This window comes from Streptomyces sp. NPDC051133 (genome assembly GCF_040682635.1).
Classification (GTDB): domain Bacteria; phylum Actinomycetota; class Actinomycetes; order Streptomycetales; family Streptomycetaceae; genus Streptomyces.
In genome coordinates, this window is the sequence record NZ_JBFBBK010000048.1 from 49,756 (window position 1) to 63,321 (window position 13,566).

Here is a 13,566-nt window from a genome sequence, read left to right on the forward strand (position 1 = left end):
CTCCGGTGGGGTCCGCTTGGCGGGGCGCCCGCCCCCCCGGGCCCCCCCCCCCGCTCCACGGGCACCCGCCCGGGGCGGTCCGTGGAGCGGCTCGGTCACGCTCAGCCGAAGACGGCCAGGCTCTTCGCCTTGCCCTTGTGCTGCTCGACCAGCGCGAGGAAGCCGCCCTCGGGGCCGAACACGGCGACGGGTCCGCTGCCCGCGTACTCGTCGGGCATCTCCAGCCGGACGCCGTTCAGCAGCAGCCGGGCGCGGCGGGTGTCCACCTGCCAGCGCGGGAACGCGGCAGCGGCGGCATCGGCGATCGGTATCACGGTCAGCTCCTGCTGGAGCTGGTCCAGGGTCTTCGCCGTATCGATCTTGTACGGCCCGACGCGGGTCCGGCGCAGCGCCGTGAGGTGGCCGCCGACGCCCAGGTCGGCGCCCAGGTCGCGGGCGAGGGCACGGATGTAGGTGCCGGAGGAGCAGACGACGGAGACGACCAGGTCGAGGACCGGGGTGCCGTCGTCGGCGACGGTGTCCCGGACGTCGTACACGGTGAAGGAGGAGATCGTCACCGGCCGGGCGGGGATCTCGAATTCCTCGCCCTCCCGGGCCCGCTTGTACGACCGTACGCCGTCGATCTTGATGGCGCTGACCTTGGACGGCACCTGCATGATCTCGCCGGTCAGCTTGGCGATGCCGGCGTCGATGGCGTCCCGGGTCACCCTGGAGGCGTCGGTGGACGAGGTGATCTCGCCCTCGGCGTCGTCGGTGAGGGTGTTCTGGCCCAGGCGGACGGTGCCCAGGTACTCCTTCTCGGTCAGCGCGAGGTGACCGAGGAGCTTGGTGGCGCGCTCGACGCCGAGGACCAGCACGCCGGTCGCCATCGGGTCGAGGGTGCCGGCGTGGCCGACGCGGCGGGTCCGGGCGATCCCGCGCATCTTGGCGACCACGTCGTGCGAAGTGAAGCCCGACGGCTTGTCGACGATGACGAGGCCGTCGGGCGTGGTGTGCTTCTGGGTCATTCCGCGGCGTCGCCGTCCGTCTCGGCCGCCTCGTCGTCCGCCGGCTTGCGGTACGGGTCCGCGCCGCCCGCGTAGCTGGCGCCCGCGGAGGCCTCGCGGACCGCGGCGTCGGACTGCCGCGCCTTGTCGAGGAGGTCCTCGATGGTCCGGGCGGTGTCCGGGAGGGCGTCCGCGACGAAGGTGAGGGTCGGCGTGAACTTCACACCGGCCGCGCGGCCGACCTCGGAGCGCAGGATGCCCTTGGCGCTCTCCAGGCCGGCGGCAGCGGCCTGCCGCTCCTCGTCGTCCCCGTAGACCGTGTAGAAGACGGTCGCCTCCCGCAGGTCACCCGTGACCCGGGTGTCCGTGATGGTGACGTGCGAGCCGAGCCGCGGGTCCTTGATCCCGCGCTGCAGCTTCTGGGCCACCACCTCCCGGATGAGGTCCGCCAGCCTTTTCGCCCGCGCGTTGTCGGCCACTGGTCCGTCTCCCGTTCTTTCTTCTGCTTGCTCTGGTGTTGGTCTGGTCGTCAGTCGTCTTCGCCGTGGAAGCGCCGTCGTACGGACAGCAGCTCGACCTCGGGGCGGCCGGCGACCAGCCGTTCGCACCGGTCCAGCACGTCGGTGAGGTGCGCCGCGTCGCCGGAGACCATGGCGAGGCCGATGATCGCCCGCCGGTGGAGATCCATGTGGTCCACCTCCGCCGCGCTCACCGCGTACTTCCGCTGGAGCTCGGCGACGATCGGGCGGACGACGGAGCGCTTCTCCTTCAGCGAGTGGACGTCGCCGAGGAGGAGGTCGAAGGACAGAGTCCCCACGTACATGTGTGTAACCGGTTAACCCGCCGGTACGGGATCGATGGCCCCGGGCTCATGTGAGCCGGGGACACCAAAAGGTTACGCGACGCCACGCGGTGACTCGACGGAGTTTCGCGTGGCCCCCGCAACGGCAAGCTGGCCGGCAGGACCGAGGTCCCGCCGGCCAGCTTCACCACCGTGGGCCGTTACACCCGCGGCTTCTCACGCATCTCGTACGTCGCGATGACGTCGTCGACCTTGATGTCGTTGAAGTTACCGAGGTTGATACCACCCTCGTAGCCTTCGCGGATCTCGGTGACGTCGTCCTTGAAGCGACGCAGACCCTCGATGTTGAGGTTCTCGGCGATGACCTTGCCGTCGCGGACGAGGCGCGCCTTGGTGTTGCGCTTGACCTCGCCGGAGCGGATGAGGACACCGGCGATGTTGCCCAGCTTGGACGACTTGAAGACCTCGCGGATCTCCGCCGTACCGAGCTCGACCTCCTCGTACTCCGGCTTGAGCATGCCCTTGAGGGCCGCCTCGATCTCCTCGATCGCCTGGTAGATGACCGAGTAGTACCGGACGTCCACGCCCTCGCGCTCGGCCATCTGCGCCGCGCGGCCGGCCGCGCGGACGTTGAAGCCGATCACGATGGCGTCGGAGCCCATCGCCAGGTCGATGTCGGACTCCGTGACCGCACCGACGCCGCGGTGCAGGACGCGGATGTCGACCTCTTCGCCGACGTCCAGCTGGAGCAGCGAGGACTCGAGGGCCTCGACGGAACCGGAAGCGTCACCCTTGATGATCAGGTTCAGCTGCTGGACCTCGCCGGCCTTGAGCACCTTGTCCAGGTCCTCCAGCGACACGCGGCGCGTGCGCTTGGCGAACGCGGCGTTGCGCTCGCGAGCGGCGCGCTTCTCGGCGATCTGACGGGCCGTACGGTCCTCGTCGACCACCAGGAAGTTGTCGCCCGCACCCGGGACGTTGGTCAGGCCCAGGACCTGGACCGGCGTCGACGGGCCGGCCTCGGCCACGTTGTTGCCGTTGTCGTCGAGCATGGCGCGGACACGGCCGTAGGCGTCGCCCACCACCATCGTGTCGCCGACCCGCAGCGTGCCTCGCTGGACGAGGACCGTCGCCACGGCACCACGGCCGCGGTCGAGACGGGACTCGATCGAGATGCCCTGCGCGTCCTGGGCCGGGTTGGCCCGCAGGTCGAGCGAGGCGTCGGCCGTGAGGACCACGGCCTCCAGCAGCGAGTCGATGTGCAGACCCTGCTTGGCGGAGATGTCGACGAACATCGTGTCGCCGCCGTACTCCTCGGCCACCAGGCCGTACTCGGTCAGCTGACCGCGCACCTTGGTCGGGTCGGCACCCTCGACGTCGATCTTGTTGACCGCGACCACGATCGGCACGTCGGCCGCCTTGGCGTGGTTGAGCGCCTCGACCGTCTGCGGCATGACGCCGTCGTTGGCCGCGACGACCAGGATCGCGATGTCGGTCGACTTCGCACCACGGGCACGCATGGCGGTGAACGCCTCGTGACCCGGGGTGTCGATGAAGGTGATCTTGCGCTCTTCGTCGTTGACCTCGGTCGCGACCTGGTAGGCACCGATGTGCTGGGTGATGCCGCCGGCCTCGCCCGCGATGACGTTCGTCTTGCGGATCGCGTCGAGCAGTCGGGTCTTACCGTGGTCGACGTGACCCATGACGGTCACCACCGGCGGACGGACGACCAGGTCCTCCTCGGAGCCCTCGTCCTCGCCGAACTCGATGTCGAAGGACTCGAGCAGCTCGCGGTCCTCCTCCTCGGGGCTGACGATCTGAACCGTGTAGTTCATCTCGTCGGCGAGGAGCTGCAGCGTCTCGTCGGAGACGGACTGCGTCGCGGTGACCATCTCGCCGAGGTTCATCATGACCGCGACGAGGGACGCCGGGTTGGCGTTGATCTTCTCCGCGAAGTCGGTGAGCGACGCGCCGCGGGAGAGACGGATGGCCTCTCCGTTGCCGCGCGGCAGCATCACGCCGCCGACGCTCGGGGCCTGCATGGCCTCGTACTCCTGGCGCCTCTGCCGCTTCGACTTGCGGCCGCGACGCGCGGGACCGCCGGGACGGCCGAAGGCGCCCTGCGTGCCACCACGGCCACCGGGACCGCCGGGACGGCCACCGAAGCCGGGACGACCGCCGCCGCCACCGCCGGGACCACCCGGACGACCGGCGAAGCCGCCACCGCCACCGCCACCGGGACCACCGGGACGGCCCGCGAAGCCGCCACCGCCGCCACCGGGACGGGCGAAGCCGCCGCCACCCGGACGACCGCCGCCGCCACCGGGACGACCGCCGCCACCGGGACCGCGGCCGCCGGGGCCACCGCCGCCGGGACGCGGGCCCGCAGCGGGACGCTGCGGCATCATGCCCGGGTTCGGACGCGGACCGCCGGGACGCGGACCGCCGCCCTGCGGGCGGGGCATGCCGGACGGGCTCGGACGGGGACCGCCGGGAGCCTGCGGACGCGGACCGCCGCCCTGGGCGCCGGGCGCCTGCGGACGGGGACCGGCGCCGGGGGCACCGGGACCGCCGGGACGCGGACCGCCCTGCGGGCGCGGAGCCTGCGGACGGGCCATGCCGGTGGAGCCACCGGAGGTGAAGGGGTTGTTGCCCGGGCGCGGACCGGCCGGACGGGCACCGGGACGCTGGCCCTGGCCACCGGGGCGCGGGGCGCCCTGGCCGGGACGGGCCTGACCCTGGCCCTGACCGGGGCCGGCGGGACGGCCACCGGGACGCGGCGCACCGGGACGGGCGCCACCGGGACGCGGGCCCTGCCCGGTCTGCCCCTGCCCGGTCTGCCCCTGCGCGGCCGGGGCCTGCGGGGTCTGCGCGGCCGGAGCGGCCGGCGGAGCGGTGAACTCCGGGGCGGCCGGGGCCGGGCGCGGCGCGGGCTTGGGACCCGGCACCGGACGCGGGCCGGGGGCCGGCGCGGATGCCGAGGGGGCCGACGACGCGGCCGGCTGCGGGGCAGCGGGCGCCGTCGGGGGCTTGGGGGCTGCCGGCCTCGGGGCCGGGGCAGCCGGACGCGCCGCCTGCGCCGGAGAGGGCGCGGCGGGCTTGGGGGAAGCCTTGCGCGGGGCGGGCTTGCCGGCGGACTTGCCGTTGCCACCGCCCTGGAAGGCGTCGGTCAGCTTGCGTACGACAGGCGCTTCGATCGTCGAAGACGCCGAACGGACGAATTCACCGAGTTCCTGGAGCTTGGCCATGACGACCTTGCTCTCGACACCGAACTCCTTGGCGAGTTCGTATACCCGGACCTTAGCCACTTCGCTCCTTTGAGGTCCGGGTTGAAGCCGGACCGTCGCTAGTTCATGGGCGTACTCATCGCGTACTCATCGAGTGCTCATCGCAATCTCGACCTGCTTTCGACTCGCGAGGTACCAGGCCGCACGGTGTTCCGTACGGCGCGTCTTACGGCGTTGCCTGCTCGGCAACTGTTGTCTGCTCGACGTGATGGCGCAACGCCTTTGTGTCGAGCGCTCCCGGGGCGCGCAGTGCCCGCGAGAACGCCCGACGGCGTACCGCCTGGTCGAGACAGACCAGGGCGGGGTGCACATAGGCACCCCGGCCGGGCAGCGTACCGCGAGGATCGGGAACGCACGCGTCCTCGATCTTCACGATCCGCAGGAGATCGTTCTTGGCCGCCCGCTCCCGACACCCCACACAGGTGCGCTCAGGGCATGCTCGGGCGTGCGTCCGGCCAGACACAGCTAAGTCTACCTCCCCGTACCGACCTCACCCCTTCGGGGCAAAGATCGAACGGCTGTTGTCGTAATCCGAGCGATGGACGGCCCGGATCTATTCCCCGGCTCCGCTTCCGGCGCCGGGACTACTCCCCGGCCTGCTCGGTGTCGGGCCGGATGTCGATGCGCCAGCCGGTGAGGCGGGCGGCGAGGCGGGCGTTCTGCCCCTCCTTGCCGATCGCCAGCGACAGCTGGTAGTCCGGGACGGTCACCCGCGCGGAGCGGGCGGCCATGTCGACGACGTCCACCTTGCTCACCCGAGCGGGTGACAGGGCGTTCGCGACCATCTCCGCCGGGTCGTCCGACCAGTCGACGATGTCGATCTTCTCGCCGTTCAGCTCGCCCATCACATTGCGCACCCGGCCGCCCATCGGGCCGATGCAGGCACCCTTGGCGTTCAGGCCCGTGCGGGTGGACCGTACGGCGATCTTGGTGCGGTGACCGGCCTCACGGGCGATCGCGGCGATCTCCACCGACCCGTCGGCGATCTCCGGCACCTCCAGGGCGAAGAGCTTCTTCACCAGGTTGGGGTGCGTACGGGAGAGGGTGACGGACGGGCCGCGGACGCCCTTGGCCACCCGGACGACGTACGACCGCAGGCGCATGCCGTGCGGGTAGGTCTCGCCGGGCACCTGCTCCTGCACCGGCAGGATGGCCTCCAGCTTGCCGATGTCGACGAGCACGTTCTTCGGGTCCCGGCCCTGCTGGACCACACCGGTGACGATGTCGCCCTCGCGGCCGGCGTACTCACCGAGCGTGGCGTCGTCCTCGGCGTCGCGCAGCCGCTGCAGGATCACCTGCTTGGCGGTGGTGGCGGCGATGCGCCCGAAGCCCGACGGGGTGTCGTCGAACTCGCGCGCCTCCTGCCCCTCCTCCAGGTCCTCGGGGTCCTCCTTCGCCCACACGGTCACATGCCCGGTCTCCCGGTTGAGCTCCACGCGCGCGTGTCGGCGGCTTCCCTCGGTGCGGTGATAGGCGATGAGGAGGGCCGACTCGATCGCCTCGACCAGCAGGTCGAAGGAGATCTCCTTCTCCCGAACCAAGCCCCGCAGGGCGCTCATGTCGATGTCCACGGCTACGCCTCCTCCTCTTCCTTCATGTCCTTCTTGCTGTCCTTGCGGTTGAACTCGACCTGCACGCGCGCCTTGTCGATCTCCGGGAAGCCGAGTCTGCGGCCGGTCGCCTTGCGGCCCTTGACCCCGGGGACCTCGACGTCGAGACCGTCCTCGTCGACCGTCACGATCCGGGCGACCAGCTCGCCGCCCTCGGTCAGCTGGAACTTCACGAGCCGGCCGGTGGCGCGCACGAAGTGCCGGTGCTCGGTGAGGAGGCGCTCGGCACCCGGGGTTCCGACCTCCAGGTCGTACGCGGCGTCACCCATCGCGTTGGTCTCGTCGAGCTTCGCCGAGAGCGCACGGCTCACATCGGCGATGGCGTCCAGATCCGCTCCGGTGTCGGAGTCGACGACCACACGCAGCACCCGCTTGCGTCCGACGGAGTCCACAGCGATCTCTTCGAGATCCAGCCCCTGGGAGGTGACGAGCGGTTCGAGCAGCTCTCGCAGCCTCTCGCTCTGGGTGGTGCTCATCCGGGTGACTCCTCGGCCGCGTGTGCTGTTGTGGGATGGGTCGCGTGTCTGGTCAAAGGGTATCCGGTCGCGGGGAGTGTTGCCGTCCACCTGTGCCCGGACGGTGCCGGTGAGTAGCGTGGGACGGGTCCGCGGGTACGGTGATCACGGGCGTACCGCCCACCCTTTCGAATCCCCCTCCGTACGAGTGCCCCGAGGACGTCTGCAGTGCCGTACCCACCGCCGCCGCGCACCCCCTCGGGTCCGCGCAGAAGATCCCTGCTCGCCTCGGCCGCCGGTGCCGCTCTGCTGGTGGGCTGCTCGGCCGATCCGGACACGGGCGCAGGCGGCGCGTCGGCGACCGCGCGGGCACGCGCGCGTGCGGCGCGCGACAGCGGGGAGCTGCTGGAGCACTACGACGCCGTGCTGGCCGCCCACCCGGGCCTGGCGGCGCGGCTGCGCCCGCTGCGCACGCAGGTCGCGGCCCACGCACACGCCTTCGGCGGCGGCACGAAGCCCGCGCCGGCCACACCGTCCACCTCCCGCACCCCCGTCCCTGCCACCGAGAAGGACGCTCTCGCCGGGCTCGCCGCGGCCGAGCGCAGCCTCGCCGACCAGCGGGCGAAGGACCTGCTGGAGGTGCCGGGCGAGACCGCCCGGCTGCTGGCGTCGGTGGCGGCGGCCGGAGCCGCGCACGCGTACCTGCTGGCGGGGGCGGCCGGATGAGCGACGAGACGAAGACCGCCGAGCTGACCGCGCTGCAGGCCGCGCTGGCGGCGGAGCACGCGGCCGTGTACGGGTACGGCGTCGTCGGCGGCCGGATCGGCCGGCAGCGGCAGAGCGAGGCCCGGGCGGCGTACGACGCCCACCGGGCGCGCCGGGACGCGCTGACCCGCGACGTCCGCGACCTCGGCGGTCAGCCGGCGGCGGCGAGCGCCGCGTACGCGCTGCCGTTCCCGGTGCCGGACGCGGCGGCCGCGGTGCGACTGGCCGCCCGGCTGGAGGAACGGATGGCGGGGGTGTACGCCGACCTGGTGCGGGCGACGACCGGCGACCGGCGCGGCTCGGCCGCCGGTGCGCTGCGGGAGGCCGCCGTGCGGGCGGTGCGCTGGAGCGGGGAGAGCGTAGCCTTCCCTGGGCTCGCCGAGCGGTCCTCCGGCGAGGAGACCGGTGCGGCCGGTGCGACGCCGTCGGCCTCCGCCTCGGTCTCCCCGTGACCGCGCGGCCGCCCGTACGACACGACCCGGACCGAAGGGAACGACTCGCGCATGGCTTTCGAACCGCCGCAGCGCCTGGTACGGGCGCTCGGTGAGACGGCACCGGCCGGCGACGACTGGCTGACGAAGCTGCCCGCGGCGGCCGAACGGGCCGTGTCCGAGCGCGAGTTGACCGTGGAACGGGTGCAGGTGCCGGGTGGCCGCAGCAGCCTCGTGGTCCTGGTGCGGCGGGCCGACGGCACCCCGGCCGTGCTGAAGCTGGCCCCGCCGCGCGCCCGCCCGGAGAGCGAGCGGACGGCCCTGGCGCACTGGGGCGGCCTGGGCGCCGTACAGCTCCTCGAAACCGGCCCGGAGCCGACGCGGGAGGGCGTGCTGCTGCTGGAGCGGCTGCACCCGGACGTGTCGGTGCGGTCGCTGCCGGAGGCGAAGGCCCTGCTGGAGGCGGCGGGCACGCTGCGCCGGCTGTGGGTCGAACCACCGGCCGGCCATGCCTTCGAGACCGTCGCGGAGCGCACCGGCAGACAGGCGACCGCCATGCGGGCGGGCGCGGAGACCGCCCCGGAGGTGGCACCGCTGGTCGACGCGGCACTCGCGGCCCGCGGGGAACTGCTGGCGGATCCGCCCGAACACCGGTTGCTGCACGGCACGTTCCGGCAGAGCAAGGTACTCGCCGGCGAGCGGATGCCGTGGCTGGCGGTGGGCCCGGACCCGGTGGTCGGCGAGAGCGCCTTCGACCTCGCCCGGCTGGTACGGGACCGGGTGGAGGACCTGATCGCCGCACCGTCCGGCCCGGCCGTCGTCCGCCGCCGGATCAAGCGGCTCGCGGAGTCGCTGGAGGTGGAGCAGGAGCGGCTGCGCGGCTGGACGCTGTTCCGGGCGGTGGAGTCCGGGGTGCGGGCCCTGCGGGTGGGACGGCCGAAGGACGGGGAACTGCTGCTCGAATTCGCCGGATGGCTCTGAGGGCCACGGCCTGATGACTCTGAGGGCAACGGCCGGGTGGCTTTGAGTGCCACGGCCGGGTGGCTTTGAGTGCCACGGCCGGGTGGCTCTGAGGGCCACAGGAGAAGCCCCCTGAGACCTCCACGGGTCACAGGGGGCTTCTATCCGCGCCGGGGCCGTCCCGGCTACGCCGTCAGACGGGCGATCGCGTCCTCGACCGACAGCTCCTCGCGCTCACCGGTCTTGCGGTCCTTCAGCTCCAGCACGCCCTCGGCCGAACGGCGGCCGGCGACCAGGATCTGCGGGACGCCGATCAGCTCGGCGTCGGTGAACTTCACACCCGGGGAGACACCGGCCCGGTCGTCCACCAGGACACGGACGCCCGCGGCGGCCAGCTTCTCGGCGACGTCGAGGGCCAGCTCGGTCTGCAGGGCCTTGCCGGCGGCGACCACGTGCACGTCGGCCGGGGCGACCTCCTTGGACCACACCAGGCCCTTGTCGTCCGCGCTCTGCTCGGCGATGGCCGCGACCGCGCGCGAGACGCCGATGCCGTAGGAGCCCATGGTGACGCGGACCGGCTTGCCGTTCTGGCCGAGGACGTCGAGCTTGAGGGCGTCGGTGTACTTGCGGCCGAGCTGGAAGATGTGGCCGATCTCGATGGCGCGGTCCAGCTTCAGGCCGGTACCGCACTTCGGGCAGGGGTCGCCCTCCCGCACCACGACGACGTCCACGTACGCGTCGACCTCGAAGTCACGGCCCGCGACGACGTTCCTGGCGTGGGTCTGGTCCTTGTTCGCGCCGGTGATCCAGGAGGTACCGGGGGCCACGCGCGGGTCGGCGATGTACGTCACCTTCTCGCCGAGGCCCTGCGGGCCGACGTAGCCGCAGACCAGGTCGGGGCGGCCGGCGAAGTCCGCCTCGGTGACCATCTCGACGACGGCCGGCGCGAAGTGCGCCTCGACCTTGTCCAGGTCGACCTCGCGGTCCCCGGGCACGCCGACGGCGACGATCTCGCCGTCCACCTTGACCAGGAGGTTCTTCAGCGTGGCGGAGGCCGGCACACCGAGGGAGGCGGCCAGGGTCTCGATGGTCGGGGTGTCCGGGGTGGGGATCTCCTCCAGCGCGGGCACGTCCGAGGCGTCGACGGGCTGCAGCGCGTAGGTGATCGCCTCCGTGTTGGCGGCGAAGTCGCAGTTCGGGCAGTCCGCGAAGGTGTCCTCGCCGGCCTCGGCCGGGGCCAGGAACTCCTCGGACTTCGAACCGCCCATGGCACCGGCGGTGGCCGCGCAGATGCGGTAGTCCAGGCCGAGGCGCTCGAAGACCCGCTGGTAGGCCGCGCGGTGCAGGGCGTAGGACTGGGCCAGCCCCTCGTCCTCGGTGTCGAAGGAGTACGAGTCCTTCATCAGGAACTCACGGCCGCGCAGGATGCCGGCGCGGGGGCGGGCCTCGTCCCGGAACTTGGTCTGGATCTGGTACAGGATCACCGGCAGGTCCTTGTAGGACGTGCACTGGTCCTTGACCAGGAGGGTGAAGATCTCCTCGTGGGTCGGACCGAGGAGGTAGTCGCCGCCCTTGCGGTCCTTGAGCCGGAACAGCTCCTGGCCGTACTCGTCCCAGCGGCCGGTCGCCTCGTAGGGCTCGCGCGGCAGCAGGGCGGGGAGCGTGACCTCCTGGGCGCCGATGGCATCCATCTCCTCGCGGACGATCCGCTCCACGTTGGAGAGGACCTTCTTGCCGAGGGGCAGCCAGCTCCAGATGCCGGCGGCCGTGCGGCGGACGTAGCCGGCGCGGACGAGGAGCTTGTGGCTGAGGACCTCGGCGTCCGCCGGGTCGTCGCGCAGCGTCTTCGCCATCAACTGGGACATGCGCTGGACCGGTGCGTTGGCCATGGTTCTCGTACTCCTGCCGGGAAATCAGTGATGGCAAGGAGGTTAGCCGGGCTGGCTGGGCCGGTGGAAATCGGTTAACGCCCGCGGAGCGGCAACGGGGCGCCCATCACCGCGTACGGCCGGGGCGCGCTCGGGAAGTGCACCTGACGGGCGAGGTCCACATAGCCGAGGGAGTGATAGAGGCCGCGGGCCGGGCTGTCGGTGTCGATCGCCGACAGGATCGAGCGGGGCTCGGCCGCGGTGTCGGTGATCCTGGTGATCAGACGCCGGCCGATGCCACGGTTCTGGTGATCGGGGTGGACGTGCAGCTCCGTGATCACGAAGGAGTCGTCCAGCCAGAAGTCGTTGCCGCCCGCGCGGAGGTACGGCTCCACGACCGTGGACCACCAGTGGGTGCGCGCGTTCGGCATGCCGTACACGAAGCCGACGAGGTGACCGCCGACGGTCGCACCGAGGGCCCGCGCGCCCCGGTACTGCATGTGGCGCTGCACGATCTGGCGGCGTACGGCGACTTCGTCCGGACCCAGCCCGAAGGCCACGGCCTGGACGGCCAAGGCCTCGTCCACGTGGGCTGCGAGGTCCAGTGTGCCGATCACGAGGTCCATGCCCGGAGCGTACAGGGGGCCGCGCACGGCCGGGCGGGCGCGCGGAGGTCGCTTCCGCACCGCCCGGGACGCGCGCTAGAACAGCACGCTCATGAAAGCGCCGACCTCCTGGAAGCCGACGCGCCGGTACGTCCGCCGCGCCGCGGTGTTGAAGTCGTTCACGTACAGGCTCACCACGGGGGCCACGTCCGCGAGGGCGTAGCGCAGCACCGCCGCCATGCCGGGCGCCGCGATGCCCGTCCCCCGGTACTCGGGCGCCACCCAGACGCCCTGGATCTGGCACGCGTGACGGGTCGCCGCGCCGATCTCGGCCTTGAACACGACCCGGCCGTGATCGTCGATGCGGGCGAACGAGCGCCCGGCGCCGACGAGTTCGGCCACCCGGGCCTGGTACAGCAGGCCGCCGTCGCCCGCCAGCGGCGAGATGCCCACCTCCTCGGTGAACATCGCGACGCACGCCGGCATGATCGTCTCCATCTCGTCCTTGCGGACGCGCCGGACGTAGGGGTCCGGGGCGATGTCGGCGGGCATGCGGTCGGTGACCATCAGCGGCTGGTGCCTGCGGACCTCGCGGGCCGGGCCCCAGTGGGGCTCCAGCAGGCGCCACAGAGCGCCGGCGGACTCGGCGGGGCCGACGATGGAGGAGCAGCGGCGGCCGGCCCGGCGGGCGCGGTCGGCGAAGGCGCGAACGGCGCGCGGGGTGGCGCAGATGGGGACGAGGTTGGCGCCGGCGTAGCACAGGGACGTCAGCATGCCGTCCTCGTACCAGCCCCACATCTCGCCGCCGAGGCGCCAGGGGTCGAGGCCCGCGACCTGGACCCGGGCGGAGACGAAGGCGTTGGCCACCGGCTCGCGGTCGAGGACTGCGAGCGCGGCGTCGAGGTCGCTCGGTTCGAGCACCCGGGAGGTGGTCTGGGTCAACACGTATGGCGCCTCACCCTGGGGGTTCTGCTGGTCCCGGAACTGTACCTCGCAGGATGATGACCTGCTCCGCTGTGCGAAAGGAGATCCATTTCCCCCGGGCCCGGGTACGGCGGAGTCCCGCCACCGGGGGTGACGGGACTCACGACGAGCGGGTGCGTGCGGGTGTCAGCCCGCGACCGAGACGGACGGCTCGCCCGACTCCACGCCCTCGTCCTGCATCTGCTCGGCCAGCTTCATGGCCTCCTCGATGAGGGTCTCCACGATCTTGGACTCGGGGACGGTCTTGATGACCTCGCCCTTGACGAAGATCTGGCCCTTGCCGTTACCGGAGGCGACGCCGAGGTCGGCCTCGCGGGCCTCGCCCGGGCCGTTCACCACGCAGCCCATGACGGCGACGCGGAGCGGGACGTCCATGCCGGTCAGGCCGGCGGTGACCTCTTCGGCGAGCTTGTAGACGTCGACCTGGGCGCGGCCGCAGGACGGGCAGGAGACGATCTCCAGGCCGCGCTGGCGCAGGCCGAGCGACTGCAGGATCTGGAGGCCGACCTTGACCTCCTCCGCCGGCGGCGCGCTCAGCGACACCCGGATGGTGTCGCCGATGCCCTGGCTGAGCAGCGCGCCGAAGGCGACGGCCGACTTGATCGTGCCCTGGAACGCCGGGCCCGCCTCGGTCACGCCGAGGTGGAGCGGGTAGTCGCAACTCTCCGCGAGCCGGCGGTAGGCCTCGATCATGACGACCGGGTCGTTGTGCTTGACGGAGATCTTGATGTCCCGGAAGTCGTGCTCCTCGAAGAGGGACGCCTCCCACAGCGCGGACTCGACCAGGGCCTCCGGAGTGGCCTTGCCGTACTT

At 72.2% G+C, this 13,566-nt stretch carries 14 protein-coding genes; 3 read left to right on the forward strand and 11 right to left on the reverse strand.

Annotated features, from left to right (window positions below):
- Positions 1 to 101 precede the first annotated feature (101 nt).
- From truB to rimP, 7 genes are all read right to left on the reverse strand, one after another.
- On the reverse strand, positions 102 to 1,007 hold the full coding sequence (gene truB / locus AB0N17_RS35240) for a tRNA pseudouridine(55) synthase TruB (protein WP_366015707.1): 906 nt from the start codon (positions 1,005 to 1,007) through the stop codon (positions 102 to 104).
- The gene (gene rbfA / locus AB0N17_RS35245) at positions 1,004 to 1,465 is read right to left on the reverse strand and encodes a 30S ribosome-binding factor RbfA (protein WP_366015708.1); all 462 of its coding nucleotides are present in this window, start codon (positions 1,463 to 1,465) and stop codon (positions 1,004 to 1,006) included. Before rbfA ends, truB begins: the two co-directional genes overlap by 4 nt.
- A 50-nt stretch (positions 1,466 to 1,515) precedes the next feature.
- Positions 1,516 to 1,809, reverse strand: coding sequence for a DUF503 domain-containing protein (locus tag AB0N17_RS35250; RefSeq protein WP_208898485.1), 294 nt, complete (start codon positions 1,807 to 1,809; stop codon positions 1,516 to 1,518).
- A 179-nt stretch (positions 1,810 to 1,988) separates the two neighbouring features.
- Positions 1,989 to 5,096 (reverse strand): translation initiation factor IF-2, encoded by a 3,108-nt coding sequence (infB, locus tag AB0N17_RS35255; protein ID WP_366015709.1) that lies wholly within the window; start codon positions 5,094 to 5,096, stop codon positions 1,989 to 1,991.
- A 145-nt stretch (positions 5,097 to 5,241) separates the two neighbouring features.
- On the reverse strand, positions 5,242 to 5,538 hold the full coding sequence (locus AB0N17_RS35260; protein WP_366015710.1) for a YlxR family protein: 297 nt from the start codon (positions 5,536 to 5,538) through the stop codon (positions 5,242 to 5,244).
- Positions 5,539 to 5,659: 121 nt separating this feature from the next.
- Positions 5,660 to 6,646, reverse strand: coding sequence for a transcription termination factor NusA (nusA, locus tag AB0N17_RS35265; RefSeq protein WP_366015711.1), 987 nt, complete (start codon positions 6,644 to 6,646; stop codon positions 5,660 to 5,662).
- Positions 6,647 to 6,648: 2 nt separating this feature from the next.
- Complete coding sequence (gene rimP / locus AB0N17_RS35270; RefSeq protein WP_366015712.1) at positions 6,649 to 7,161, reverse strand: ribosome maturation factor RimP; 513 nt, start codon at positions 7,159 to 7,161, stop codon at positions 6,649 to 6,651.
- 207 nt (positions 7,162 to 7,368) lie between these two features.
- Here rimP and AB0N17_RS35275 point away from each other — a divergent pair, with 207 nt between their 5' ends.
- From AB0N17_RS35275 to AB0N17_RS35285, 3 genes are read left to right on the forward strand one after another with little or no spacing between them, the layout of a single operon-like run.
- Complete coding sequence (locus tag AB0N17_RS35275) at positions 7,369 to 7,866, forward strand: hypothetical protein (RefSeq protein WP_366015713.1); 498 nt, start codon at positions 7,369 to 7,371, stop codon at positions 7,864 to 7,866.
- The gene (locus AB0N17_RS35280; RefSeq protein WP_366015714.1) at positions 7,863 to 8,357 is read left to right on the forward strand and encodes a ferritin-like domain-containing protein; all 495 of its coding nucleotides are present in this window, start codon (positions 7,863 to 7,865) and stop codon (positions 8,355 to 8,357) included. Before AB0N17_RS35275 ends, AB0N17_RS35280 begins: the two co-directional genes overlap by 4 nt.
- Positions 8,358 to 8,408: 51 nt before the next feature.
- On the forward strand, positions 8,409 to 9,317 hold the full coding sequence (locus tag AB0N17_RS35285) for an aminoglycoside phosphotransferase family protein (RefSeq protein ID WP_366015715.1): 909 nt from the start codon (positions 8,409 to 8,411) through the stop codon (positions 9,315 to 9,317).
- A 164-nt stretch (positions 9,318 to 9,481) separates the two neighbouring features.
- Here AB0N17_RS35285 and AB0N17_RS35290 read toward each other — a convergent pair whose 3' ends face one another.
- The 4 genes from AB0N17_RS35290 to AB0N17_RS35305 all read right to left on the reverse strand — a co-directional run.
- Entirely contained in the window at positions 9,482 to 11,185 is a 1,704-nt protein-coding gene (locus AB0N17_RS35290) for a proline--tRNA ligase (protein WP_366015717.1), read from the reverse strand.
- A gap of 74 nt (positions 11,186 to 11,259) precedes the next feature.
- Entirely contained in the window at positions 11,260 to 11,790 is a 531-nt protein-coding gene (locus AB0N17_RS35295) for a GNAT family N-acetyltransferase (RefSeq protein ID WP_366015719.1), read from the reverse strand.
- Between the two features lie 75 nt (positions 11,791 to 11,865).
- A complete protein-coding gene (locus AB0N17_RS35300; protein WP_366015720.1) occupies positions 11,866 to 12,714 on the reverse strand; it encodes a GNAT family N-acetyltransferase in 849 nt (282 codons plus the stop codon).
- A 165-nt stretch (positions 12,715 to 12,879) separates the two neighbouring features.
- A partial coding sequence (locus AB0N17_RS35305) for a flavodoxin-dependent (E)-4-hydroxy-3-methylbut-2-enyl-diphosphate synthase (RefSeq protein WP_366015721.1) occupies positions 12,880 to 13,566 on the reverse strand: 687 nt, incomplete at its 5' end.